Raw genomic sequence first — 25,687 nt, 5'->3', positions numbered from 1 at the left:
ACAACGTTGACCTGTAACCCAATCTTTTCTCCGGAAACGTGACGTCGGCCACTCAATGAGCCCATACTTGAGTGATCGCACCGCACCGTGCGCGACAACCCCGCGTAGCCGTCACGTAATACGGCTGCGGTTTCATGCCGGCGGGCCGGACGGTTCCCTCAGGGCAGTGCGCAGCAGGGCAGGGGCGGGAAAGACAGCGATGACCAGGCATGAACCTCCGGCGGAGATCGGGGCTTTCGCGCGGTACTTCCGGGGGATGACAGCACTCCTCGACCCGGACGGCGGCTGGTACGCCGTATTCGGACAGCGGGACCCCGAAGGGCTCAGGGCCTGTCTCGACGGTGCCGAAGTACCGCCCTGGGACGTGGTGGAGTCGCTGCTCCACGACCTCGCCGCGAGCCACGAGAACCGGCCGGTCGACCGCGAGACCGCACGGGCGAGCCGACTGCACGCCGCGTCCGCCGCCGCGCACGACCGGCTCCCCGGCGGCCCCGACGCGCTGCGCGAGCGGCTGCGGCTGATGCGGCAGGAACAGGCCACGGCGGCGAGCCGCGCCGACGAGGTGATGCGCCGCCTGCGGCTGGTCGCCGAAGGGTCGCCCGAGGCCGACCAGCTCGAATACGACCTGGCCTGGGTCCGCGACGACTACGCACGCGCCACGGCCCGCTGCACCGAGCTGAGCGAACGCCTCAGGGCCGTCGCCGAGGCCCCGCACGCACCGGCCACCCACTCCACCCACGGATCGCACGGCGCCCCCACCCCGCGCCCCTCCTCGCCCGCGCACGCCGCGCCCGCGGCCCCGGAGTACGGCTCCCCGGAGGCGAGACCCACGGCCGCCGACGGGTGGTATCGGGCCGAGGAACCGGTGGTCGACGACCATTCGGTTTTCGGCCGACCCGACGGCGGCCGGCCCACCGCGCCCGACGAGTGGTTCCGCCCGGAGCCGGGCCGGACCGGCGAAGCCGGCACCGGCGGCGGCGCGGACGGCGGACGCGACATCGACGGCAGACGTAACTCCGAGGGCTGGGGCGGTCCCGACAGCCGTCGGGGCGCGGGCGACACGGGCTCCAACCCCGCCGTCGGCCCGCAGGACTCACAGGAGATGACGCAGGTGCCCGGCCAGCGCCGTAAACAGCGCAAGCAGCGAGGCGCGCGCTTCGCCTTCACCGAGGGCGCCGATCCGACGGCGAACCCCCTCGTACCGCCCGCCGCCACCGCCCCGCCCCGCGGCGCCCGCTTCGGCGGTGTGTCCGGCTCCGACCGGGCGGCCCGTACCGACGGTCCCGACAGCGGGTTGACCCGGCAGCAGGCCGAGGCGCGCCGCGCCGCCCTCGACACGGTGGCCGTGCTCGTACGGCTGCGAGCGGCCGGCCGCAGCGGTGAGGCGCACGTGGCGCTCTGCGAGGCGGCGGCCAGGCCCGCCGGGCAACTGCCCTTCCTCGCCGCCGAACTGCACCGCGCCGAGCTGAGCGCCGACTGGGCGTCGGTGCTGTGGGAGGTGTCGTCCCTGCCGCCCGACCGGCTCGCGGCCGCGGCGAGCGCGCTCGCCATGGCCGGCCGCGACGCGGACTGCGGTGTCCTGCTGCGGCAGGGTGTCTCCCGGCCCGCCGAGGACATCGCCCACGCCGTCGTCGCCCTCGGCGACGCGGGCCGCGCCCGGGAGGTCCAGGCGCTGCTCGGCGCCTTCGTCCGGGCCCGTACGCCCGAGGACTCGGCACGTATCGCCGCGGTGGACCCGCCGCGCCTGGTGCCGCGGCTGCTCGAAGCGGCCCGGGGCATCTCCACCACCCACGAGCGCGATCTCGCCCGCGCGCTGCGCAGCGCGGGGATCAAGGGCTCCTGACCCGGGCTCGACCAGGGCGGCGGCACTGCGGCGACGGGGGTCCGGGTGCCCTGTGGACGCCCTGTGGACCGGCCGGGTGCGAATCATGATCGACTCTGCGGCTTAACAGCGATGGTCTTGCCCCGGTGGGGCGGCGGGCTTAGGTTCTCCTCCTACACACCGTGTCTACGGGCGTAGAAAGCGCGCGGAACAGCGCGCGGAACAGCGCTTGGAGGGCGCTCGGAAAAGCGCCCGGACAAGCACCCGGAGAACGCCAAGTAAACGCTCGACCTTCCGCCGAAGGAGCAGCTCGTGGCCAGAGTCGTACGCGCCGCACTCGTCCAGGCGACCTGGACCGGCGACACCGAATCCATGATCGCCAAGCATGAGGAGCACGCCCGGGAGGCGGCCCGGCAAGGCGCCGAGGTCATCGGATTCCAGGAGGTGTTCAACGCCCCCTACTTCTGCCAGGTGCAGGAGCCCGAGCACTACCGGTGGGCCGAGGCCGTCCCGGACGGGCCGACCGTGACCCGGATGCGGGACCTGGCGCGCGAGACCGGAATGGTCGTCGTCGTACCGGTCTTCGAGGTCGAGCAGTCCGGGTTCTACTACAACACCGCGGCCGTGATCGACGCCGACGGCTCGTATCTCGGCAAGTACCGCAAGCACCACATCCCGCAGGTCAAGGGCTTCTGGGAGAAGTACTACTTCAAGCCGGGCAACGCGGGCTGGCCCGTCTTCGACACCGCCGTCGGCAAGGTCGGCGTGTACATCTGCTACGACCGGCACTTCCCGGAGGGCTGGCGCCAACTCGGCCTGAACGGAGCCGAACTGGTCTACAACCCGTCGGCCACCTCGCGCGGCCTCTCCAGCTATCTGTGGCAGCTGGAGCAGCCCGCCGCCGCCGTCGCCAACGAGTACTTCATCGCCGCGATCAACCGCGTCGGCCAGGAGGAGTACGGCGACAACGACTTCTACGGGACGTCGTACTTCGTCGACCCGCGCGGCCAGTTCGTCGGCGAGACCGCGAGCGACAAGGCGGAGGAACTGGTCGTCAGGGACCTGGACTTCGGGGTCATCGACGAGGTGCGCCAGCAGTGGGCGTTCTACCGGGACCGCCGCCCCGACGCGTACGAGGGGCTGGTCCAGCCGTGACCGAAGCGCCCACGAGCCCGGCGGCGGCCGAGGCCGCCGGCCCGTCCCACGCCGCGCCGGTCCGGCTCCCCGCCACCGACCTGCACGGCCGGCACCGCGCCGTCCTCCCCGACTGGCTGGCCCTGTACTACCAGCGGCCCGTCGAACTCACCCACGGCGAGGGCCGCCACGTCTGGGACGCCGACGGCAACCGCTATCTCGACTTCTTCGGCGGCATCCTCACCACGATGACCGCCCACGCCCTGCCCGAGGTCACCAAGGCGGTCAGCGAGCAGGCCGGGCGGATCATCCACTCGTCCACGCTCTACCTCAACCGCCCGATGGTGGAGTTCGCCGAGCGCGTCGCCGCCCTCTCCGGCATCCCGGACGCACGTGTCTTCGTCACCACCTCCGGCACCGAGGCCAACGACACGGCCCTGCTGCTCGCGACCGCGTACCGCCGCTCCAACCAGATCCTGGCGATGCGCAACAGCTACCACGGCCGGTCCTTCTCCGCCGTGTCCATCACCGGCAACAGCGGCTGGTCACCGACGAGCCTCTCGCCGCTCCAGACGCTGTACGTGCACGGCGGGGTCCGCACCCGGGGGCCGTACGCGGAGCTGTCCGACGCGCAGTTCGTCGCCGCGTGCGTCGCCGACCTGAAGGACCTGCTCGGGCACACCCGCGCGCCCGCCGCGCTGATCGCCGAGCCGATCCAGGGCGTCGGCGGCTTCACCTCGCCGCCGGACGGTCTGTACGCCGCGTTCCGCGAAGTCCTCGACCGGCACGGCATCCTGTGGATCAGCGACGAGGTACAGACCGGCTGGGGCCGTACCGGCGACCACTTCTGGGGCTGGCAGGCGCACGCGGAGAACGGTCCGCCGGACATCCTCACCTTCGCCAAGGGCATCGGCAACGGCATGTCCATCGGCGGTGTCGTCGCCCGCGCCGAGGTCATGAACTGCCTCGACGCCAACTCCATCTCGACCTTCGGCGGCAGCCCGGTCACGATGGCCGCGGGCGTCGCCAACCTCGCGTATCTCCTGGAACACGACCTGCCCGGCAACGCGCGCCGCGTCGGCGGACTGCTGATCGAGCGGCTGCGCGCCGTGGGGGCCACCGTCCCTGCCGTACGGGAGGTACGCGGACGCGGCCTGATGATCGGCATCGAACTCGTGCGGCCCGGCACCGACGAGGCGAACCCGGAAGCCGCCGCGGCGGTCACCGAGGCGGCGCGCGAGGGCGGCCTGCTGATCGGCAAGGGCGGCGGCCACGACACCAGCGTGCTGCGGATCGCCCCACCGCTGTCCCTCACGGTCGCCGAGGCCGAGGAGGGCGCGGCGATCCTCGAACGAGCCCTGGGCAGCGTCTAGTGCGTGTGGTGAAAGTCCCGCCCGGCCGACGACGCCCGGCACGCGCACTCGCCGCGTTGACAGCGTTCTCGAAGGCATCCGAGTACGGCCGGGCCATTCACACCGCCGATCCTCCGCCTTGCGGTCGCACGCACCGGACGCCGTCGGCCCCGCCCTTCGGGCGGACGGCGCCACTTTCGCAACACGCCCCGGTGCCGTGGCCGGGAACATCGACCGGGTCGCGCGGACCGTCCATGCCAACGGAGGCCATGTCATGAGTAATCGCACGCTCGTCCGGGGCGGTCTGGTCATCACCGCCGCCGACGAGGTCCACGCCGATGTGCTGACCGAGGACGGGCGGATCGTCGCGCTCGCCTCCAACGGCTCCGACGTCGCCGCGAGTTGGACCGCCGACCGGGTCATCGACGCCACCGACAAGTACGTCATCCCCGGCGGTGTCGACGGCCATACGCACATGGAGATGCCGTTCGGCGGGACCTTCGCCGCCGACACCTTCGAGTCCGGCACCCGCGCCGCCGCCTGGGGCGGCACCACCACCATCGTCGACTTCGCCATCCAGTCACCCGGCCAGGCGCTGCGCGAAGGGCTCGACGCCTGGTACGCGAAGGCGGACGGCAACTGTGCCATCGACTACGGCTTTCACATGATCCTCGCCGACGTCAACGAGGACTCCCTCAAGGAGATGGACCTCCTCGTCCAGGAGGGCATCACCTCCTTCAAGCTGTTCATGGCCTACCCCGGCGTGTTCTACAGCGACGACGGCAAGATCCTGCGCGCCATGCAACGGGCCTCCCACAACGGGGGGTTGATCATGATGCACGCCGAGAACGGCATCGCGATCGACGTCCTGGTCGAACAGGCCCTCGCCGCCGGACGCACCGATCCCCGCTACCACGGCGAGGTACGCAAGGTGCTGCTGGAGGCCGAGGCGACGCACCGCGCGATCCAGCTCGCCCGCGTCGCCGACGCGCCCCTGTACGTCGTGCACGTCTCCGCCGAGGAGGCGGTCGCCGAGCTGGCCCAGGCCCGTGACAAGGGACTTCCCGTCTTCGGCGAGACCTGCCCGCAGTACCTCTTCCTGTCCACCGACAATCTCGCCGAGCCCGACTTCGAGGGCGCCAAGTACGTCTGCTCGACGCCGCTGCGGCCCCGCGAACACCAGGCCGCCCTCTGGCGCGGACTGCGCACCAACGACCTCCAGGTCGTCTCCACCGACCACTGCCCGTTCTGCTTCGACGGGCAGAAGGAGATGGGCCGCGGCGACTTCTCCAAGATCCCCAACGGGCTGCCGGGCGTGGAGCACCGGATGGATCTCCTCCACCAGGCCGTGGTCGACGGGCACATCTCCCGGCGCCGCTGGATCGAGATCGCCTGCGCGACCCCGGCCAGGATGTTCGGTCTCTATCCCAAGAAGGGCACCATCGCGCCCGGCGCCGACGCCGACATCGTCATCTACGACCCGCACGCCGAGCAGACCCTGTCCGCCGAGACGCACCACATGGACGTCGACTACTCGGTGTACGAGGGGAAGCGGATCACCGGACAGGTCGAGACCGTGCTGTCGCGCGGCGAACTCGTCATCGACGGCCGGAAGTACACCGGCCGCGCGGGGCACGGCAGTTACACACCCCGCGCCACCTGTCAGTACCTCACCTGACCTCGCCTGACTTCACCCGGCCTCGCCTGTCCTCACCCGAACTCGCCTGTCCTCACCTGAAAGTTGGGAGTGGCCCGCCATGGACTTCGGACTTGTCCTCCAGACCGACCCGCCGGCGTCGGCGGTCGTCGGCCTCATGCGGCGCGCCGAGCGCAACGGCTTCCGCTACGGCTGGACCTTCGACTCCGCCGTGCTGTGGCAGGAGCCGTTCGTCGTCTACAGCCGCATCCTCGAACACACCACCAGCCTGATCGTCGGGCCGATGGTCACCAACCCGGGCACCCGCACCTGGGAGGTGACCGCGTCCACCTTCGCCACGCTCAACGAGATGTACGGCAACCGCACCGTGTGCGGTATCGGCCGCGGCGACTCCGCGATGCGGGTCGCCGGCCGCGCGCCCAACACGCTCGCCCGGCTCGGCGAGGCGATCGACGTCATCCGCGACCTCGCCGAGGGCCGCGAGGCGTCGGTGGACGGCAAGCCGCTCCGGCTGCCCTGGGTGCGGGACGGGAAGCTGCCGGTGTGGATGGCCGCGTACGGGCCGAAGGCCCTGGCCATGGCCGGTGCGAAGGCCGACGGCTTCATCCTTCAGCTCGCCGACCCGTATCTCACCGAGACCATGGTCAAGGCCGTCCGTACGGCCGCGTCCGACGCCGGACGCGACCCGGACTCGGTGACCATCTGCGTCGCAGCCCCCGCCTACGTCGGCGACGACCTGGCCCACGCCCGCGACCAGTGCCGGTGGTTCGGCGGGATGGTCGGCAACCACGTCGCCGATCTCGTGAGCCGCTACGGCGAACACTCCGACCTGGTGCCCGACGCCCTCACCACGTACATCAAGCAGCGCGAGGGCTACGACTACAGCCACCACGGCCGCGCCGGGAACCCGTCCACGGACTTCGTGCCCGACGACATCGTGGACCGCTTCTGCCTGCTGGGCCCGGCCGAGGCTCACATCGAGAAGCTGATGACGCTGAAGGCCCTGGGCGTCGACCAGTTCGCCGTCTACGACATGCACGACGCGAAGGAAGCGACGATCGACACGTACGGCTCCGAGATCATCCCCGCGCTGGCCTCCTGAGCCCGCTTCGGCCCTCCCCTCTGCCAGGGACGCGCCTCACGGGCGCTGCGCGGTGAGGGTCCCGGTGATGATCCACACCCCGGCGCCCAGCACGACGCCCCGCTCGGACCCGTACGGCCGCAGCACCGCGGCCATCTCCTCCCGCGTGGCGCCGGGGACCGTCAGCCCCGGCGTCCGCGAGAGGTAGAAGTCGACGGCGTCCGGGGCGTCGCGTCCCCAACAGGTGCGCAGTGTCACGGGGTTCACGTCGATGTCGGTGAACCCCGCGCCCGTCAGGACCTCGTGGATCCGGTCCGGCTCCGAGAACGACGCCATCGCGTCGGCCAACTCGCCCTGGATCGGCCGGTCCTGGCCCGCCAGCGCCGCCAGTCGGCCCAGGGCCGCCCGCTCCTCACCGTCCGGAGGGCTCGGCTGCGGACAGAGCAGGGCGAGCCGGCCGCCCGGTCGTACACCACGCGCGATCCAACTGGTCGTGTTCGCCTACGAGTCGGGGCTGGTGGCGCCGCGCGAGCAGACGCGCTGAGACCGGGGCGGAGCCCGCGGGTCACGCCTCCGGGCCGGTCACCGCACCGGGATGCGGCCCCTGCTGCGGATGTGCCCCGTCCCGGATACGCCCCCGTCCCGGTTACGGCACCCGGGCTGTCCACTGCGCCGTGCCGAACTTCGTCTCGGCCAGCTCGCGCGCCCGCGCCATCTCCTCGTCGGTGACCTTGCCTTCGCCGAGGCCGTACCGCCCCCGGAAGGACCCGATCATCCGCTCGATGACCGCGGCGCGCGGCAGTCCCGTCTGACGGCGCAGCGGATCCACCCGCTTCTTCGCGCTGCGCGTGCCCTTGTCGGAGAGCTTCTCCTTGCCGATGCGCAGGACTTCGAGCATCTTGTCGGCGTCGATGTCGTACGCCATCGTCACGTGGTGCAGTACGGCGCCGCCGCCCACCACCCGCTTCTGCGCGGCGCCCGCGATCTTGCCCGCCTCGGTGGCGATGTCGTTGAGCGGCTGGTACCAGGCCGTGACCCCCATCTCGCCCAGCGCGCCGAGTACCCAGTCGTCGAGATACGCGTAGCTGTCGGCGAACGTCAGGCCCTGCACGAGGGCGTCGGGGACGGACAGCGAGTACGTGATCGTGTTGCCGGGCTCGATGAACATGGCGCCGCCGCCCGAGATCCGCCGTACGACCGTCACGCCGTGCCGCTCGGCGGCCCGCGGGTCCACCTCGTTGCGCAGCGACTGGAAGCTGCCGATCACCACGGCGGGCGACGCCCACTCCCAGATCCGCAGGGTCGGCGCGCGGCGGCCCGCCGCGACCTCGTTCGTCAGCACCTCGTCCAGGGCCATGTGGAGCGCGGGCGGCTGCGGCTCCATGTGCACGAGCTGCCAGTCGTAGTCCGTCCAGTCCGTCGCGTGGGCCAGCGCGCGCCGTACGGCGACGCCGATGCCGTCACTCGTCAGCCCGTACATCCGGGTGCCGGGCGGGAGCGCCGCCTGGACGCGGGCGGCGAGCCCCGCCGCGTCCAGATCGGCGGGCGCGCCTTCGAGCGCCCCGTCGATGAGGTGGATCGCCTCGTCCGGCTCCAGGAAGAAGTCCCCGGAGACCCGGACATCGCGCAGCACGCCGTCCCGCGCGTCCAGATCCACCACGACGAGCTTGCCGCCCGGAACCTTGTACTCACCGTGCACGGCTGTGCCTCCACCTCGTGGCGTGTCGTCTGTGCGCTGCAACGCACCCGGCCCGGTGGATCATCCCGGGCCGGGTGCGCCGTCACTCGCCCGCTACGTCACCGGCAGGCGAGCGCAGCGGCGGCAGGCGCGGGCCGATGCGGACACCATGCCGTGCGAGAGGGCGGTGACCATGGCCGCGAGGGTGACCAGCGGCCAGTTCGTGGCCGGCGGCGACAGGACGGCGAGCGCGAGTGTCGCGACCACCATCGCCACTCCGGCCGTCGTACCGGCCCAGGCCACGGCCAGCGGCAGCCGCTCCGGTGTCCGCAGCCGGCGGGCCGGCGCTCCGGTGGCGGCGAACGCCACGGCGGCGAGGAGCGCGGCGACGGCCGCGACGGCCGCCAGTGGGACGGCGACCAACTGCGCCGTGTGCTGGATCTGCCAGCTCTGCCCCGTGGTCCAGATCAGATACCAGCAGGTGATCAGGAGCGGGACGGTGAGGATGACCGACAATGCGGTCCGCCGGGTCTGCGCGAGGGTCAACTCGCGCTGACAGCTCGGTACCAGCTCGTCCGGTGTGCCGAACTCCCGTACCGCCAGGCGGGCCGCCCGGTCGTGGGGCACGCCGTCGCGGGTGTGCGCCTCCACGGTGTCGGTGAGACCGTCCCGTATCTCCTGGAGCATCCGGGACTTGGCCCGGACGGGGCCGTGCAACGCGGCGGACAGGGTCGCGACGTAGTCGGCGACCGGGGCGTCGGAGGGCTTGTGGACGGGGTTGTCGGCGGCCGGGTTGTCGGCGGGGGTGCCTTGCGTCTTGGTCATGTCGCGGGCCTCGGTGCCGGGGCGGCGACGGCCGGATTCAGGACCGAGCCGATCGCCGTCGTGAACTCGCGCCATGCCGTCCGTTCGCTCTCCAGGCTGCCGCGCCCCGCGTCGGTCAGCCGGTAGCAGCGGCGCCGCCGTTCGCCGACGGCCTCCCAACTGCTGCCGAGCAGCCCGAGCCGCTCAAGTCTGTTCAGGGCCGGATAGATCGTGCCCGTACGGAGCTGGAGCGCGCCCTCGCTCCGCTGCTGGACGGCCGCGATGATCGCGTAGCCGTGCAGCGGGCCGGGTTCGAGCACAGCCAGCAACAGGGAGTCCAGGTGCCCACGCACCGCATCTGCCTTCATGAGTAGGCAGCCTACCTATAAAACGCATTGGCGTGGTACCTATTGGCAGCCAACTCATTCATGCATCTCCCCGAAGGGGTCCGCGGTGACCAAGCTGCTGCTGTCCATCCACGTCCTCGCCTCGATCCTGGTGGTCGGGCCGATCGCCGTGGCGGCGTCGATGTTCCCGCGCTACGCGCGCCAGACCGCGCAGGACGGCCGCTCCGCCGCCGGCGCGGCACTGCTCCACCGGATCTGTAGCGGCTACGCGATCGTCGGGGTCGCCGTCCCGGTCTTCGGGCTCGCCACCGGCGCGCAGCTCGGCGTCCTCACCGACGCCTGGCTGATCGCGTCGATCGTGCTGACGGCGATCGCCGCCGCGATCCTGGCGCTGGCGATCCTGCCCGGCCAGCAGAGCATGATCGAGGCGTCGAAGGAGAGGGAGGGGGAGGGTGGCGACACGGCACGCGCCGCGGCGCGGCTGGCCGGGCTCACGGGTGTCTTCAACCTGCTGTGGGCGGTCGTCGTCGTCCTGATGATCGTGCGCCCCGGCTCCACGACCGGCGCCTGAGCGGCGCACGAGCTGCGCCTGATCCACCGTCAGGAACCGTCCGCGGGCACGGTGTCGACCGAAGGAGAGTGGCACCGCGCGCACGGACGTTCTGGAAGACTGTGCGACGGCAGTGTCCGACAGGGGGGCAGGGATGCCCGAGGCGGGAGACCGGCGTGGTAGCGATGGTTATTGTGCTGGGGGCCGTGGCGGTGCTCCTGATCGGCGCCGTGCTCAAGGCAGTTCACATCATCCCGCAGGCGAGCGCCGCCATCGTGGAGCGCTTCGGGCGCTACACCCGCACGCTCAACGCGGGCCTGAACATCGTGGTCCCGTTCGTCGACTCGATCCGCAACCGCATCGACCTCCGTGAACAGGTCGTCCCCTTCCCGCCCCAGCCGGTGATCACCCAGGACAACCTGATCGTCAACATCGACACGGTCATCTATTACCAGGTCACCGACGCCCGCGCCGCGACGTACGAAGTCGCCAGCTACATCCAGGCGATCGAACAGCTCACCGTCACCACCCTGCGCAACATCATCGGTGGCATGGACCTGGAGCGGACCCTCACCTCCCGCGAGGAGATCAACGCGGCCCTGCGCGGCGTCCTGGGCGAGGCCACCGGCAAGTGGGGCATCCGCGTCAAACTCGTCCAGCTCAAGTTGATCGAGATGCCCCGCGCCATCACGGAGTCGATGGAGAAGCAGATGCGCGCGGATGCCGACAAGCGCGCCGCGATCCTCACCGCCGAAGGCATCCGGCAGTCCGCGATCCTCACCGCCGAAGGCGCCCGCAACAGTGCGCTGATGGAGGCCGAGACGCAACGCGATGTCGCGGCCATTCTCGCCCGCGAGGGCGGGACGACCCGCGTCGTGCCCCGTCCGCGAACCCCGGAGTCCGACGGGCCGCCGCCTTCGGAGCCGGCTACGCGCCCCGCCCACGAGCCGCTACGGCGCGAGGATCCCCGCACCGTCGGGCGGTATCGCCTGACGGCGCGGCTGGGCCAGGGCGGGATGGGGACGGTGTATCTCGGCCGGTCCCGCGGCGAGCGGCTGGTCGCGGTGAAGGTCATTCAGGCCGAGCTCGCAGCCGACGACACCTTCCGGCGCCGGTTCGACCGCGAGATCGAATCCGCGCGCCGCGTCGGCGGATTCCACACCGCCGCCGTCATCGACGCCGACGCCCACGGCGAGCCGCCCTGGCTGGCCACCGAGTACATCCCCGGCCCCTCACTGGGCGACGTCCTCAAGCGGTACGGCGCCATGCCCACCAGGACCCTGCACACCCTCGCCCTCGGCATCGCCGAGGCGCTTGAGGGAATCCACGCGTGCGGCATCATCCACCGGGACCTCAAGCCCAGCAACGTGATCATCTCCACGACAGGCCCGCGTGTCATCGACTTCGGCATCGCCCGGTCCGTCGACAGCACCGCGCTCACCCGCACCAACATGGTGATCGGCACCCAGGGATTCCTCGCCCCGGAACAGCTCGTCGGCGCGGTGAGCACCCCGGCCACGGACATCTACGCCTTCGGCATGGTGCTGTGCCACGCCGCCGGGGCGGTGCCCTTCGCGGCGGACGAGACCCTCGACTCGGCCCTCGCGCTGCTGCCCGCCACTCTCGCCGGCGTCATCACCAGGTGTGTCGACCACGACCCCGTACGCCGCCCGACCCCCACCGAGGTGCTCGAACAACTCACCCGGAACCACCTGCCGTCCGAGGACTGGCTGCCCCCGCCCGTACGCACGCTGGTCGATCTCCACAACGCCCCCACCGCCTTGGCGCCCTGACCGGGCGGTGATCTTGCCGGGCTCGCCGGTTCGTACCCTGACGAGGGTGGAAGACCAGACGGCCACCAGCGTCGACGCACGTCCGGCACCCGCCTTGCGGCGGTACGTCAGCTCGTATGTCGGTTTCGACCTTCGCGGGTTCCCGGCGGGGGTCCACTGCGGTCCGCCGGGCCGTGTGCTCACCGCGGTGATCAGCCTGTCCGACCCCTTGGAGGTGGCGGCGGGCGTCGACGACGGGTCACCGGTCACCCGATTCGGCAGCGTGGCCGGCGCTCTGATGTGCCGGTCCGTCGCGATCCACCACGACGGACGCCGGCAAGGCGTGCGGGTGTCGCTGACACCGCTCGGGGCACGGGCCGTCTACGGCATGCCCGCCGCCGCGCTCGCCCACCGACTGGTCCCGGTGTGGGCCGACGGTTCAGCTCGACGCGGTGTGTGCCGGTGATTCCTGGTCAGCGGCGGCCGGTGGCCAGGGTGACGAGGAACTGGCCGCCGCCCGGCTCGATGTCGGCGGTCACCGGCAGCCCCGGTACGAGTCGGGAGAACCGGTCCACCAGCCAATCCGCCGCCTCTTGGGCGTCCCGCCTGGTCGGACAGCGGCCCACCATCTCGCGGCCCCCCTTGCGCTCCAGTCGTCCGGCAACGGTGATCAGCGGCGCGGGTTCGACCACGTACAGGCTGTCCGGCCAGGCGATCAGCACCTTCACCGCACCCTTGCGGGTGTTGCATCCGCGGTGCGCGAGCCGCTCGGCGACCTTGGCCTTCCGGTCGGCAGTCCGGCTGTCGACGCTGGGCCCCCGCGGGTCGTTCACCGACTCGTTGGGGTCGACCGCTTCGTCACACACCCAGCACCGCCAGCCGTCGCGCTCGGCCACATCATCAAGAAGACTCATCCGAGCAAACTAGCCTGCCCGGCCGCCACCCCGCGTACCAGTGCCCCGGCAGAGTCCTTAGCCTTCTGGGGGAGCGGGAGGCGGCGGCCCCTGGCGCAGACGCCCCAGATTCTCCCGAGGACCCGTCCTTCAGTGCCCACGATCTGGGCCGATACATGTAAACAGCAAGGTGAGAGGCCCCATGTTCACGACCCGACCGACCCTCCAGGGCACCTTCGGCATGGTGTCCTCCACACACTGGCTCGCCTCGCAGTCGGCGATGGCCGTCCTGGAGGACGGTGGCAACGCCTACGACGCGGCCGTCGCGGCCGGGTTCGTCCTGCATGTGGTGGAGCCGCACCTCAACGGACCGGGCGGCGAGGTGCCGATCATCCTCGCCCCCGCCGGCGGCGAGGTCCAGGTCCTCTGCGGCCAGGGACCCGCGCCCGCCGGCGCCACGATCGAGCACTACCGCTCCCTCGGCCTCGAACTCGTCCCCGGCACCGGACCGCTCGCAGCCGCCGTGCCCGGCGCCTTCGACGCCTGGATGGTGCTGCTGCGCGACCACGGCACCAAATCCCTTATGGAGGTGCTGCGTTACGCCATCGGCTACGCCGAGGACGGCCACGCGCCCGTCGAGCGCGTCGGCCAGACCGTGGAGAGCGTGCGCGAACTGTTCGAGACCGAATGGACCTCGTCCGCCGACGTCTACCTGCCCGGCGGCCGGTCCCCGGCGTCCGGAGAGCTGTTCCGCAACCCCGCCCTGGCCGCCACCTGGCGCCGACTGACAGCCGAGGCCGAGCAGGCGGGCGGCGGCGACCGCGTCGCGCAGATCGAGGCCGCGCGCTCCATCTGGCGCGACGGATTCATCGCCGAGGCGCTGATACGCCAGTCCGGCCGCCCCACCCTCGACACCAGCGGCTCCCACCACACCGGCACCCTGACCGCCACCGACCTGGCCGGGTGGTCGGCGACGTACGAGGCGCCCGCGACGTACGACTGGAACGGCTGGACCCTCTGCAAGGCCGCCGGCTGGAGCCAGGGCCCCGCCTTCCTCCAGCAACTCGCCCTGCTGCCGCCCGCGCCCGAGCTTCCGGCGTACGGCTCCGCGGAATACGTCCACCTCCTTACGGAGGGCTGCAAGCTGGCCATGGCCGACCGCGAGGCCTGGTACGGCGACGCCGCCGGCGTACCGCTCGACACGCTCCTCTCGGAGCCGTACAACACCGCCCGCCGCGCCCTGGTCGGCGACCGGGCCTCCTACGAACTGCGCCCCGGCAGCCCCGACGGACGCGCGCCCGTCCTCAGCGCCCACGCCACCGCCGTCGCGGCCGGGGAGTCCGACTTCGACGCCCTCGCCGTCCCGGCGGCGGGCGCGGGCGAGCCGACCGTCGCCCGCGACGGCGCGACCCGCGGCGACACCTGCCACCTCGATGTCGTGGACCGCTGGGGCAACATGATCGCCGCGACACCGAGCGGCGGCTGGCTCCAGTCCAATCCCGTCGTGCCCGAACTCGGCTTCCCGCTCGGCACCCGCCTCCAGATGGCCTGGCTGGAGCACGGACTGCCCAACTCCCTCACGCCGGGCCGCAGGCCCCGCACCACGCTCACGCCGTCCCTCGCCCTGCGCGACGGCACCCCCGTCCTGGCCTTCGGCACCCCCGGAGGGGACCAGCAGGACCAGTGGCAGCTCCACTTCTTCCTGGCCGTCGCGCTCCGCCCGCACGTTCGCGGCGGACTCGACCTCCAGGGCGCGATCGACGCGCCCAACTGGCACAACGACAGCTTCCCCAGCTCCTTCTACCCGCGCGGGATGCGGCCGGGCAGCGTCACCGTGGAGCCGTCCATGGACGCGGCCGTCGTGGAAGGGCTGCGCGGCCGGGGCCATGACGTCACCGTCGGCGAGCCCTGGTCGGAAGGGCGGCTCTGCGCGGTCGCGAGGGACCCGCGTACGGGGATCCTGTCGGCCGCGGCCAATCCGCGCGGCATGCAGGGGTACGCGGTGGGCCGGTAGGTCCGGACAGGATCCAGGCCCTGTCCGAAGGACAGAACGCCTTGGCGCGCCCGGTGATCGTGCGCCCGGCGACCGGACGCCGTGCATCGTGCGCCGGACGCCGTGCGCCGGACGCCGTGCGCCGGACGCCGGGCCGCCATGGAGCCGTCATCTCCGCTCCCACCTGCGTTGTCATCCCTCTGTGGTTCTCTTGAGGCATGATCGATGACTTCCTGAACGGTGACCTTTCCGCTGTCGAGGCGGCCCTGCGCGATGCCGCGGCCGCCGAGATCATGCCGCGCTACCGGCAGCTCGCCGCCCACGAGATCGTCGAGAAGTCCGGCCCGCACGACCTGGTGACCAGCGCCGACCGGGGCGCCGAGGAGCACCTGACCGCCGCCCTCACGGCACTGCTGCCCGGCTCCGTTGTGGTGGGCGAGGAGGCGGCGCACGCCGACCCGGCCGTGTACGGGGCGCTGCGCGGCGACGCGCCCGTATGGATAGTCGACCCCGTCGACGGCACCCGCCAGTTCGTCCGGGGCGAGCCCGGTTTCTGCATGCTCGTCGCGCTCGCCCAGGGCGGCGAGGTGCTGGCCTCCTGGACGTACGCGCCCGCGACGGACCGGATGGCGACCGCCGTACGTGGCCGGGGCGCCCGGCTGGACGGCGTCGAGCTGCGCTGCGGCACACCCGCGCCCGGCGCGGTGCTGGAGGTCGCCACCTCCCACCCGGACTTCACGACGCCCGAGGAGAAGCGGGCGCTGCTGGGTGTCCGGGGTGCCGACGACATCGCCGCCCGGCCGTGCGGTTCGGCGGGGCTGGAGTATCTGGCCGTCGCCGGCGGCGCGCTCGACGCTGTCGCCTTCAGCTGGGAGCTGGCCTGGGACCACGCGGCGGGCCTGCTGCTGGTGACGGAGGCCGGGGGCGCGCAGCTGACGCTCACGGGCGAGCCGTTCCGTGTCACGGGCGGGAACGCGCTGCCCTTCACTGTGGCGCGGGACGCGGCGACCGCGAAGCGGGTGCGGGAGTGCCTGCTGGCGGGCGCGCGGACGGAGGCGGAGGCGGAGGCCGGCGCCGGGGCTGGTCCGGGAGCCTGACCGGCGAAGGGACCGGAGCGGCCGGTTCCGTCCCCCGCCGACGCCGTGTCAGAGGCCAGGAATATCCTGGGTTCTCTGGCCATCGGCTGACGAAGGAGTCCGAAGGTGCCGTCGATGCTCGATGCCGTCGTCGTGGGGGCGGGACCCAACGGGCTGACCGCCGCGGTCGAGCTGGCCCGGCGTGGCTTCTCCGTCGCCGTGTTCGAGGCCCGTGACACCGTGGGCGGGGGAGCGAGGACCGAGGAGCTGACGCTCCCCGGCTTCCGTCACGACCCGTGTTCGGCCGTGCACCCCCTGGGTGTCGGATCGCCCGCGTTCAACGACATGCCCCTCGCGCGGTTCGGCCTGGAGTGGCTGCACGCCGAGCTGCCGATGGCCCACCCCTGGGACGACGGCACGGCCGCCGTGCTGTCCCGCTCCGTCGCCGAGACCGCCGCCTCCTTCGGCCCGCGCGACGCGGGGGCGTACCGAAGGCTCGTCGCCCCCTTCCTCGGCAAGTGGGACTCGTTCGCGCGGGACTTCATGACGCTGCCCCCCAGGGGCCTGCCGCACGACACCCTCACGCTGGCCCGCTTCGGGCTCGCCGGGCTCCCGTCGGCGAACATGCTGATGAGGCGCTTCCACGACGAGAAGGCCAAGGGGCTGTTCGCCGGTCTCGTCGCCCATGTCATCGCCCCGCTGAGCGGGATCGCGACCGGCGGGGTGGGCCTGATGTTCGCGCTCGCCGCGCACGAGAACGGCTGGCCGATGCCGCGCGGCGGCTCCCAGTCCATCTCGGACGCGCTCGCCGCGTATCTGCGCGACCTCGGCGGCACGGTCCACACCGGGTTCGAGGTCAAGCGGCTCGACGACCTGCCGCCGGCCCGCGCGTACGTCTTCGACACCTCACCGACCGCGCTCGCCCGTATCGCGGGCCTGGGCAGGGCGTACGACTCCTACCGGTACGGCCCCAGCGTCTTCAAGATCGACTACGCCCTGGACGGCCCCGTGCCCTGGACGGCGGAGGCCGCGCGGCGGGCCGGCACCGTCCAAGTGGGGCCCACGAAGCGGGAGATCAGCACGGCGCTGGACCAGGCGTACGGCGGCAGCGCCCCCGCAGCGCCGTTCCTGATCACCGCCCAGCCCAGCCTGGTGGACCCGTCCCGCGCCCCCGAGGGCAAGCATGTCTTCTGGGCGTACGGGCATGTCCCGCACGCCTGGGAGGGCGACCTCACCGACGCGATCGAGCGGCAGATCGAGCGCTTCGCCCCCGGCTTCCGGGACCGCGTCCTGGCCCGCGCGACCGCCGGCCCACCGGAGGTGGCGGCCCGTAACGCCAACTACGTGGGCGGGGACATCGCCACCGGCTCCGTCGCCGGTCTGCGGCTGCTGGTGCGGCCCAAGCTCTCCCTGTCGCCGTACAGCACCCCGCACCCGGCGGTCTTCATCTGCTCGTCCGCGACCCCGCCGGGGCCGGGCGTGCACGGCATGTCGGGTCAGAACGCGGCGAAGGCGGTGTGGCGCAAGCTACGAGGGGCCTGAGGGCCGTGTCGCCCCCGGCCGGCGGGGACGATCCCGGCGGCCGGGACCCTCGCTGGACGGGCGGTCCGTGCGGGACCCCTGCGCGATGGTGTCGGTCCCTCGCCGACGCGGTGCCCCCGTCCGGCGATTGAGGACAGCCGCGGCTCGTGGGCCGCGCGACCCGTCAACGACCCATGTCGCGGAGCCGGCCCTGGCAGTGGGAGGTTGATGTCGGATTCCCGCCAGCCCCACCACCCCGGGTGACGGATGCTTGACCCATGCACACCGACACCGAGCGCTGCTTGCGTGCCGTCCGGTCCAAGGACGCGCGATTCGACGGATGGTTCTTCACGGCTGTCCTGACCACCGGTATCTACTGCCGTCCCAGCTGCCCGGTCGTGCCCCCCAAGGCCGAGAACATGGTCTTCCACCCGAGTGCGGCCTCCTGCCAGCACGCCGGTTTCCGCGCCTGCAAGCGCTGCCGGCCCGACACCAGCCCCGGCTCGCCCGAGTGGAACGCCCGCGCCGACTCCGTCGCCCGCGCCATGCGGCTCATCCAGGACGGGATCGTCGACCGCGAAGGCGTACGGGGACTCGCGGGGCGGCTCGGCTACTCGGAGCGGCAGCTCGAACGGCAACTGCTCGCCGAACTCGGCGCCGGGCCGCTCGCGCTGGCGCGCGCCCAGCGCGCCCAGACCGCGCGGCTGCTCATCGAGACGACCGCGCTCCCGATGGCGGAGGTCGCCTTCGCCGCCGGCTTCTCCTCCATCCGTACCTTCAACGACACCGTCCGTGAGGTGTTCGCGCTCGCCCCGACCGCACTGCGGGCCCGCGGCGCCCGGCGGTCGGACAACACCGCCCCCGAACCCGGGACCCCCGCCTCCCGGACCCCCGGTGTGATCTGTCTGCGGCTGCCCTTCCGCGCACCCCTCACCCCCGACAACCTCTTCGGACACCTCGCCGCCACGGCGGTCCCGGGCGTCGAGGAGTGGCGGGACGGCGCGTACCGGCGCACGCTCCGCCTTCCCTACGGACACGGCATCGTGTCCCTGACGCCGCGCCCCGACCACATCGGCTGCCGGCTCGCGCTGACCGATCCGCGCGATCTCACCGTCGCCATCAGCCGCTGCCGCCGCATGCTCGACCTGGACGCCGACCCCGTCGCCGTGGACGAGCAGTTGCGCACCGACCCGCTGCTGGCCCCGCTGGTCGACAAGGCGCCCGGCCGCCGGGTGCCGGGCACCGTCGACGCCGCCGAGTTCGCCGTACGCGCGGTGCTCGGCCAGCAGGTGTCGACCGCCGCCGCGCGCACGCACGCCGCCCGTCTCGTCACCGCGTACGGCACCCCCGTGGACGATCCCGAGGGCGGCCTCACCCATCTCTTCCCCACCCCCGAAGCGCTGGCCGCGCTGGACCCCGAATCTCTCGCGCTGCCGCGCAGCCGCCGCACCACGCTCATGACCCTGGTCGCCGCGCTGGCGGACGGCACGCTTCCGCTCGGCGCGGACAGCGACTGGGACGAGGCCAGGGCACGGCTCCACGCGCTGCCCGGTTTCGGCCCCTGGACCGTCGAGGTGATCGCGATGCGCGCCCTCGGCGACCCGGACGCCTTCCTGCCGGGCGACCTCGGTATCCGCCGGGCCGCGCGGGCGCTGGGTCTGCCGTCCACGCCCGCCGCGCTCACGACGCGCGCCGCCGCCTGGCGGCCCTGGCGGGCGTACGCCGTGCAGTACCTCTGGGCCACCGAGGATCACGCCATCAACGTCCTTCCCGCGTAAAGGAGTTCGCCCTATGAACAGAACACACACCGTGCTCGACAGCTCGTACGGACCGCTGACGCTCGTGGCCACCGACGGGGTGCTGAGCGCCCTCTACATGACCGAGCAGCGCCACCGTCCGCCGCAGGAGACCTTCGGTGAGCCCGCCGCCCCGGACGCCCGCCCGTTCGACGGCGTGATCGACCAGCTCGACGAGTACTTCGCGGGCGGGCGCACCGAGTTCGACGTGCCGCTGCGGCTGGACGGCACCCCCTTCCAGCGGAGCGTCTGGGAGCAGCTGTTGACGATCCCGTACGGCGAGACCCGCAGCTACGGTCAACTGGCCGACGCGCTCGGCAAGCCGGGGGCCTCACGCGCGGTCGGACTCGCCAACGGCAAGAATCCGGTGAGCATCATCGTGCCGTGCCACCGGGTGATCGGATCGACGGGCGGCCTCACCGGATACGGCGGCGGGCTGGACCGCAAGAAGCGCCTGCTGGCCTTCGAGGGCGCGGCGCCCGTGGGTGCGGAGCCGGGGCCGGGCACGAGCGGGGCGGGCACCCTGTTCTGATCTCCGCGAGCCCGCCCCGCCTCCCCTCAGCTCTGGTGGAACCGCTTCAGCAGCGCGGGCAGCGCCGTACCGATCGGCTCGCGGACGATCTCGTCGGCCTGCCCGTCGTACGGCGTCGGATCGGCGTTCATCACGACGAGCCGGGCGCCGTGCTCGGCCGCGATTCCCGCCAGCGAGGCGGCGGGCTGCACCTGAAGGGTCGTACCGACCGCGATGAAGACCTCGCACGCCTTGGCGATCGTCATGGCCTGCCCGAGGACCTGCGGATCGAGCCGTTCGCCGAACATCACCGTCGCCGACTTGAGGACGGCTCCGCACGCGGTGCACGGCGGATCCTCCTCGCCCGCCTCGACCCGGGCCAGCGCCTCCTCCATGGCGGACCGCGTCCCACACCCGGTACAGACCACCGTCCGCGCCGTGCCGTGCAGTTCGAGCACCTTGCGGGCGGGGGTGCCGGCGAGCTGGTGGAGCCCGTCCACGTTCTGCGTGATCACCCGGACCGCACCGCCGCCCGCCCGGTCGAGTTCGGCGACGGCGCGATGCGCGACGTTCGGCTCGGCACGGAGGGCCGGGCTGTCCCGGCGCATCAGCCACGAGCGGCGGCGGATCTCCGGATCGCTCATGTACGCGTCGTACGTCACCAGCTTCTCGGCCTCGGGATCGCGCCGCCACAGGCCGTTGGGGCCCCGGTAGTCGGGAATGCCGGAGTCGGTGGAGATCCCGGCGCCGCTGAGGATCGCGACAAGAGTCATGCCACGAGCGTATGCGGCGCGGCCGGAACCGGGCGACCGGACAACCGCCCCCGCCACCAGGTGACTTGGCGTCAAGCCCCGTGCTTGAAGTCCCGAGCTCGCGTCAGACGCCCTTCAGGACACGGTCAAGCGCCGCCCGGCCCGCGGGTCCCCAGTGCGGCTTGCCGCCGGGAAGGCCCTGATCCCCGTTCTGCCCCATGAGCATCAGGAACAGGCACTTCATGGCGGCCAGCCCGCGGGCGCGCCGGATCGCCGCCTCGTCCGCGTGCGCGTACGTGTCGAAGAACCGTGCGGCCGTGCCCGCGGGCAGCAGCACCCACGCGGCGGCGAGGTCCCACGCCGGATCGCCGGCGAACAGGTCACCGAAGTCGACGATGCCCGAGAGCGTTCCGTCCGAGACGACGACGTTCGCCGGATGCAGGTCGCCGTGCACCCACACCGGCGGGCCCTCCCACGCGTCGGCCGTGACCGCCTCGTCCCAGACATCCCGGACGGCCCGGACGTCGGCAGCGATGCCGGCGGGGGCAACGGCCCGGAGGAAGTCCTCGAAGCCGTCCGTGCAGTTCCTGGGATGGGCACCGCGGTCCGTGGCGATCGGCGCCTCGGCGGGCGCCTGTACATGGAGGGCCTGGAGGAAGCCCGCCAGCGTGTCGGCCGCGTGGGTGCCGCGGCTGATCGAGCCGTGGTCCAGCGGCTCGCCGGGCACCCACGTCATCACGGTCCAGTGCTTGGCGAAGAGCTCGGACGGTTCGCCGAACCGCACCGGGGTCGGCACAGGGAGCGGCAGGCGCGGGGCCAGCACGGGCAGCCACCGCCGCTCCTTGAGCTGGAGCTCCGGGGTGGGGTCCATACGCTGCACGCGTACGGCCAACTCGTCCCCGAGGCGCCACATCTGGTTGCCCCAGCCGCCCGCCACCTCGCGGACGGCCAGGCCCGCGAGGTCTGGATGCTGCTCCCGCAGCAGGTCACGGACGAGGTCGGCGGTCATCTCGATCGCGGTGTCGGTCATACGAAGTCACAGTACCGAGGCGGCGGACGGAGCGGCTCCCGCTCCGCGGAATCATTCTCGAAGCGCGGCCACTCTCCGCACCACGGCGTCGGTCGCCCTTGCATACCGCTCCGGCTCACCGGACTGAGCCCGCCCCGACGGCCCCGCGCTCTCGCTGTGCGCGACGAGCCTGAAGATCAGTGCCCGAACCAGCATCTGCTGCCAGTCGGGGTGATCGCTGCCACCCGTCAGCAGGTGGGACGGAAGGTCGAACCACAGCAGACCGTCCGCGACCACGATCGCCTCGGCGTACACCGGAGGCCGCCAGTACGGCGAAAAGTCGATCACAGCAGGCACTTCGTCCGCGGCGAACAGGACATTGCCGGTGAGATCGCCATGAATGAGCTGAGCCGCGTCCTGCTTCACCGCGCGCCTCAGCTCCAGCAGAGCCGAGAACGGCGCGGCAAGGTCCCCGATCACGTCGATGTCCCGCTCGCCCCACGCGACCCGGTCGGCCACAGCCCACGGATGGGTGTGCCGATCAAGGAAGTCGGGCCGGGGCAGGTGCCGCAGGGCGGCATGGAAGGCACGGCCGACGCTGAGCACACCCGCCCAATTCCCGTGCGGACCAGGCTCACCGGTCAGGAACTCGGCGGCCGTCCAGCCGTCCACGACGCACCGCCCTTCGGTGGCCCGCAGGGGCAGCGGGACGCGGAAGCCGCTGCTCGGCGCCAGCCTTTCGAAGAGGGAGGCAGCCCACTCGATCTCGTCCTCGGCTCCCTCGGCGGGCTTGAACACGTACCCACCGACGAGAACGCTTCGTCCTTGCCCACCGATCAGCGGGACGGGAGTGCCCTTCACACCGAAGGCATCGAGGACGGCTGGGGACGGGACGGCGTTGCTCGGCGGCTCAGTCACACCGGGCATCCTGCCGACACCACCTTGCCCAGCGCAATCCACGGCGCCGCCCGCCCCCCCCTGAGCCTCCCGGCGCCGTTGCCAGTGCCCGCCCCTAGCCTGAGCACCATGGTGGGAATCACAACTCCTGTGCAGGTCAATGCGGTTGGCGAAGTGACGGGCTGGAGCCTGCGATGGGCCTGCTGATCCTCCGGTGAAGTGGCCGCCATGCCCCCGGTGTTGGGGGCACGGGTGCCGGGACGCCCGGTACGGTCAGTGCGCCGGCCACCGTGCTGCTCGACGGCCGGCCAGCCAGCCGGTGGCGGTGGCGGGCGGAACGGACGGCACGGCGGTGCTGTGGGACCTCGCCACCAACCGGCAGACCGGCGCCCGCGCCGCCCCGGGTCGCACGGCACCCGCGTAAGCGGATCGCGACCGCCGTGGTCGGGGGTCGGCCGACCACCCTCACCAGCGGGAACGACGGGGAGGGGAACGAGAGGCTGTGGGACGTGACCAGTGGCGGGCAGATCGGTGTACTCCCCGTCGACGGCGTCCAGGCGCTCACCGCGGCTACCGTGCGGGGCCGTCCGGTCGCGGTCACCGCACGCCACCGGGTGGTGACGGTGTGGGATCTCGCGACCTGTGGGCGGATCGGCCCGGCGCTGGACTTCCCCGACCCCCGTGACGGCGGTGGCCCTCACCGAGGACGCCGAGGTCGTGGTCTGCTTCGGCCAGGACATCGCCGTGTTCGCCGCCGAACCCGCCCTCGAAGGGACAGTGGCCCCGGACGGCGCGAACACTCCACCGGCCGTCCGGGCGCCAGCGCCTGACGTGCTGTAGAAGGCGGCTACGGCGTGCGGGGGATCAGTGGACGTGGCCGATGTGTCCGGGGTGCGGCGCGTGGCCGGCGTAGTCGGAGAGGTCGGAGGAGTGGGAGGGTGCGGTCGTGCCGTCGGTGGCGATGGCGGTCACCGGCGTGAACGGGGTGGGCGTGCCGCCCGTCCAGCGGTTCAGCACCGCCTTGCCCGTCTGCTTGGTGACGCCGTCCTCCACGACCGTGCCCGCCTCGGCGAGGTAGTAGCGGCCGTCGTCCAGCGACACCAGCCCGTACTGGCCGGTGGACTCCCAGCCGTACGTACCGGACGGCGGGTGGTACAGCCCCTGCGCGAGGAGCGGCAGCAACCGCCCCCGTTCGGGCGTCGGCTGGCCGCTCACCGGGCCGGAGACCGGGCGTTTGGAACCGTCGAGCACGAAGAGCGAGTAGTTCGGGAACTGCGTCTTGGTGCCCTTGTACGCGGCCAGCAGCCAGTTGCCGGTGTGCGCGTCGTAGTCGAGGTTCTGTACGCCGTAGGTGGTGTTGCCGGTGTAGCTGAAGTACTTGCCGTCGGGTGAACCGGGGCCGCTGGTGTGCGGGTCGGCCTCGGTGAGCGGGCGCTCGTACTTCTTCCAGCGGCGGATGTCGTACTGGAGCAGCACCTGGTTGTCGTTGTCCTGCCGGGTGGTGTTGGCGTATACGCCGTATGCGACGGTGAGCAGTTGGGTGTGCCTCGTGCCGCGCTTGTCGTCGCGGCGCTTGTCGTCGAAGCCGGGGCCGAACGCGACGCCGTCGATGCCGCTGCATCCGTAGCGGTGGTCGGCGGTCTTCGCGGTGTTCCCGTCGAAGACGCCGTCGCCGTCCATGTCGGCCGTGTAGTCGTCCACGACCTCCTTGAGATGGACGGTCGTGACGACATCGGTGGTCTGGGCGTCCATGTCCATCTCGGTGATGCGGTCACCGTCGAAGATCGCGATGTAGAAGGCCTCGGCCGCCTTGTACTCCAGGGAGCCGTAGACCCTGCTGTCCTTGGTGTTGAAGTCCAGGTCCCCGAGGTGTCCGGTGAAGCCGGTGACCGAGCCGACCGGCTTGCCGGTGAGGTCGGTCTTGACGAGGAGGTTGGTGAAGGAGAAGTACACGAAACCCTTGCGGCGGTCGACGGCCATGCCCTGGACATGGCCCGCCTTCCAGGCGCCGCCGTCCACGGTGGCCGGGAGCGTGGGGGGCTTGGCGGGACCGGTGGGGCCGGCGGGCCTGGGGGCGCCCCACCCGGAGCCGGGATCCGCCTCCGCCGCCTCCGCCGTTCCCGTCGCTTCCGCCGCCGTTCCCGCCGACGCGGTGACCGCGCCCGCCGCCACAACCGCCGTGGTGAGCAGGGCTGTCAGCCAGCCGCGAATCTGCCGTCGCATGTTCCCTCCGGTGTCCTGGGCCTGGGATTCTGGATCATGCAGGACGCGCGTGCACGGCGGGCCAACGCGAGGTGAACCGACGTCGGGCGACGTCAGTCGCGGTCGGACGGCAGTGCGGCGCGTGCATGACATATGAGAACAGCTCCTGCCGCACCCGTCACCACCGCGCACACACGGATCACCCGACCCGGCGGCCGTTCTCCAACTCCACGGCCCCCGCGCCCGCTTCGAGCGCGTCGAGCCCCGCGAGAATGCGGCTCCCGAGCGAGCCGATCACCAACTCCGGGATCCTGGCCCGGTCCACCAGCCGCCAGGAGAGCAACTCCTCTTGCTGGAGCCGGATTTCACCGAGCCGCTCCTCGTCCAGCACGCCGCCGTCGTACAGATACGCGACGATGGGCGGCCGGTCCGGCGCCTGCGCCCAGTCCACCGCGAGCAGCGGCCCCAACTCGATGTCCAGCCCGATCTCTTCGAGCGTCTCGCGCCGCGCGGCCTGCCTCGGCGTCTCGCCCGTGCCGGACTCGACCGTTCCGCCGGGCAGCGCCCACCCCGGCCGGTAGTTGGGCTCGACGATCAGCACCCGCCCCTCCAGGTCCCGGAAGAGCGCGGCGGCACCGGCGAGCACGCGGGGCAGGCCGGCGATGTAGGCGAGATAGTCGGCGTCACGAGAGGTCACACCGAAAGCCTAGATCAGCGGCCCCGTCGCGGCGCCGCGACCGCACCCATGTCTATGGAAGCTTTGTCGGAAGGTTTGCCCATCCCTAGGTGTGCCCGCCTTTCCGCGGCTCCGGTGACCGGCGGACACCATGGGCAGGAAGC

Annotated in this window: 23 protein-coding genes and 2 pseudogenes; 15 read left to right on the top strand and 10 right to left on the bottom strand. The window is 72.1% G+C overall.

From position 1 onward, the window contains the following. The first annotated feature begins 199 nt into the window (after window positions 1-199). The 5 genes from OG700_RS05425 (at window position 200) to OG700_RS05405 (ending at window position 7,067) form a co-directional block, all read left to right on the top strand. Window positions 200-1,843, top strand: coding sequence for a hypothetical protein (locus OG700_RS05425; RefSeq protein WP_405609670.1), 1,644 nt, complete (start codon window positions 200-202; stop codon window positions 1,841-1,843). 291 nt (window positions 1,844-2,134) lie between these two features. Then, window positions 2,135-2,977 (top strand): nitrilase-related carbon-nitrogen hydrolase, encoded by an 843-nt coding sequence (locus OG700_RS05420; protein WP_405609667.1) that lies wholly within the window; start codon window positions 2,135-2,137, stop codon window positions 2,975-2,977. 80 nt (window positions 2,978-3,057) lie between these two features. Continuing rightward, window positions 3,058-4,329, top strand: a complete 1,272-nt coding sequence (locus OG700_RS05415) for an aspartate aminotransferase family protein (RefSeq protein ID WP_405621465.1) — start codon at window positions 3,058-3,060, stop codon at window positions 4,327-4,329. Window positions 4,330-4,582: 253 nt separating this feature from the next. After that, entirely contained in the window at window positions 4,583-5,986 is a 1,404-nt protein-coding gene (gene hydA, locus OG700_RS05410; protein ID WP_405609664.1) for a dihydropyrimidinase, read from the top strand. 79 nt (window positions 5,987-6,065) lie between these two features. Next, window positions 6,066-7,067: a TIGR03842 family LLM class F420-dependent oxidoreductase gene (locus tag OG700_RS05405; RefSeq protein WP_405609661.1), complete on the top strand. Its 1,002-nt coding sequence runs from the start codon at window positions 6,066-6,068 to the stop codon at window positions 7,065-7,067. Between the two features lie 36 nt (window positions 7,068-7,103). Here OG700_RS05405 and OG700_RS05400 read toward each other — a convergent pair whose 3' ends face one another. From OG700_RS05400 to OG700_RS05385, 4 genes are all read right to left on the bottom strand, one after another. Then, window positions 7,104-7,394: a hypothetical protein gene (locus tag OG700_RS05400; RefSeq protein ID WP_405609658.1), complete on the bottom strand. Its 291-nt coding sequence runs from the start codon at window positions 7,392-7,394 to the stop codon at window positions 7,104-7,106. A 298-nt stretch (window positions 7,395-7,692) separates the two neighbouring features. Next, window positions 7,693-8,745: a biotin/lipoate A/B protein ligase family protein gene (locus OG700_RS05395; RefSeq protein ID WP_405609655.1), complete on the bottom strand. Its 1,053-nt coding sequence runs from the start codon at window positions 8,743-8,745 to the stop codon at window positions 7,693-7,695. Window positions 8,746-8,838: 93 nt separating this feature from the next. Beyond that, window positions 8,839-9,549, bottom strand: coding sequence for a permease prefix domain 1-containing protein (locus OG700_RS05390; protein WP_405609652.1), 711 nt, complete (start codon window positions 9,547-9,549; stop codon window positions 8,839-8,841). After that, a complete protein-coding gene (locus OG700_RS05385; RefSeq protein WP_405609649.1) occupies window positions 9,546-9,896 on the bottom strand; it encodes a helix-turn-helix transcriptional regulator in 351 nt (116 codons plus the stop codon). Before OG700_RS05385 ends, OG700_RS05390 begins: the two co-directional genes overlap by 4 nt. Window positions 9,897-9,981: 85 nt before the next feature. On the opposite strand from OG700_RS05385, the gene OG700_RS05380 reads away from it, so the two are divergent. The 4 genes and pseudogenes from OG700_RS05380 to OG700_RS05365 form a co-directional block, all read left to right on the top strand. Next, a complete protein-coding gene (locus OG700_RS05380; RefSeq protein WP_405609646.1) occupies window positions 9,982-10,446 on the top strand; it encodes a DUF2269 family protein in 465 nt (154 codons plus the stop codon). Window positions 10,447-10,601: 155 nt separating this feature from the next. Next, window positions 10,602-11,276: pseudogene (locus OG700_RS05375) on the top strand (SPFH domain-containing protein); the annotation flags it as partial. 24 nt (window positions 11,277-11,300) lie between these two features. Further along, window positions 11,301-12,218: a serine/threonine-protein kinase gene (locus tag OG700_RS05370; protein ID WP_405621463.1), complete on the top strand. Its 918-nt coding sequence runs from the start codon at window positions 11,301-11,303 to the stop codon at window positions 12,216-12,218. 46 nt (window positions 12,219-12,264) lie between these two features. Continuing rightward, window positions 12,265-12,624 (top strand): annotated as a pseudogene (locus OG700_RS05365) (AraC family transcriptional regulator); the annotation flags it as partial. 46 nt (window positions 12,625-12,670) lie between these two features. Here the strand turns inward: OG700_RS05365 and OG700_RS05360 are convergent. Further along, window positions 12,671-13,111, bottom strand: a complete 441-nt coding sequence (locus OG700_RS05360) for a hypothetical protein (RefSeq protein ID WP_405609643.1) — start codon at window positions 13,109-13,111, stop codon at window positions 12,671-12,673. Between the two features lie 181 nt (window positions 13,112-13,292). Between OG700_RS05360 and OG700_RS05355 the strand changes: the two genes are divergently transcribed. The 5 genes from OG700_RS05355 (at window position 13,293) to OG700_RS05335 (ending at window position 20,008) form a co-directional block, all read left to right on the top strand. Continuing rightward, window positions 13,293-15,104: a gamma-glutamyltransferase family protein gene (locus tag OG700_RS05355; RefSeq protein ID WP_405609640.1), complete on the top strand. Its 1,812-nt coding sequence runs from the start codon at window positions 13,293-13,295 to the stop codon at window positions 15,102-15,104. Window positions 15,105-15,301: 197 nt separating this feature from the next. Beyond that, window positions 15,302-16,180 carry an inositol monophosphatase family protein gene (locus OG700_RS05350; protein ID WP_405609638.1) on the top strand — a complete coding sequence of 293 codons (879 nt, stop codon included), beginning with the start codon at window positions 15,302-15,304 and terminating at the stop codon, window positions 16,178-16,180. Between the two features lie 105 nt (window positions 16,181-16,285). Further along, window positions 16,286-17,701 carry a phytoene desaturase family protein gene (locus OG700_RS05345; RefSeq protein ID WP_405609635.1) on the top strand — a complete coding sequence of 472 codons (1,416 nt, stop codon included), beginning with the start codon at window positions 16,286-16,288 and terminating at the stop codon, window positions 17,699-17,701. 257 nt (window positions 17,702-17,958) lie between these two features. Further along, window positions 17,959-19,458 carry an AlkA N-terminal domain-containing protein gene (locus OG700_RS05340; RefSeq protein WP_405609632.1) on the top strand — a complete coding sequence of 500 codons (1,500 nt, stop codon included), beginning with the start codon at window positions 17,959-17,961 and terminating at the stop codon, window positions 19,456-19,458. 13 nt (window positions 19,459-19,471) lie between these two features. After that, window positions 19,472-20,008, top strand: a complete 537-nt coding sequence (locus tag OG700_RS05335; protein WP_405609629.1) for a methylated-DNA--[protein]-cysteine S-methyltransferase — start codon at window positions 19,472-19,474, stop codon at window positions 20,006-20,008. Between the two features lie 26 nt (window positions 20,009-20,034). Here OG700_RS05335 and OG700_RS05330 read toward each other — a convergent pair whose 3' ends face one another. The 3 genes from OG700_RS05330 to OG700_RS05320 form a co-directional block, all read right to left on the bottom strand. Then, on the bottom strand, window positions 20,035-20,760 hold the full coding sequence (locus OG700_RS05330; RefSeq protein ID WP_405609626.1) for an SIR2 family NAD-dependent protein deacylase: 726 nt from the start codon (window positions 20,758-20,760) through the stop codon (window positions 20,035-20,037). A 103-nt stretch (window positions 20,761-20,863) separates the two neighbouring features. Further along, window positions 20,864-21,769 (bottom strand): aminoglycoside phosphotransferase family protein, encoded by a 906-nt coding sequence (locus OG700_RS05325; RefSeq protein ID WP_405609623.1) that lies wholly within the window; start codon window positions 21,767-21,769, stop codon window positions 20,864-20,866. 51 nt (window positions 21,770-21,820) lie between these two features. Beyond that, window positions 21,821-22,666, bottom strand: coding sequence for an aminoglycoside phosphotransferase (locus OG700_RS05320; RefSeq protein ID WP_405609620.1), 846 nt, complete (start codon window positions 22,664-22,666; stop codon window positions 21,821-21,823). Window positions 22,667-23,326: 660 nt separating this feature from the next. On the opposite strand from OG700_RS05320, the gene OG700_RS05315 reads away from it, so the two are divergent. Continuing rightward, window positions 23,327-23,485 (top strand): hypothetical protein, encoded by a 159-nt coding sequence (locus OG700_RS05315; RefSeq protein ID WP_405609617.1) that lies wholly within the window; start codon window positions 23,327-23,329, stop codon window positions 23,483-23,485. Window positions 23,486-23,509: 24 nt separating this feature from the next. On the opposite strand, the gene OG700_RS05310 is transcribed toward OG700_RS05315, so the two are convergent. Both OG700_RS05310 and OG700_RS05305 read right to left on the bottom strand, forming a co-directional pair. Continuing rightward, window positions 23,510-24,868, bottom strand: a complete 1,359-nt coding sequence (locus tag OG700_RS05310; RefSeq protein ID WP_405609614.1) for a hypothetical protein — start codon at window positions 24,866-24,868, stop codon at window positions 23,510-23,512. Window positions 24,869-25,046: 178 nt separating this feature from the next. Further along, on the bottom strand, window positions 25,047-25,544 hold the full coding sequence (locus tag OG700_RS05305) for an NUDIX domain-containing protein (protein WP_405609611.1): 498 nt from the start codon (window positions 25,542-25,544) through the stop codon (window positions 25,047-25,049). Window positions 25,545-25,687: the final 143 nt, after the last annotated feature.

It is taken from the genome of Streptomyces sp. NBC_01508 (assembly GCF_045040315.1).
GTDB lineage: Bacteria > Actinomycetota > Actinomycetes > Streptomycetales > Streptomycetaceae > Streptomyces.
This window is presented reverse-complemented; position numbering and strand designations above follow the sequence as displayed.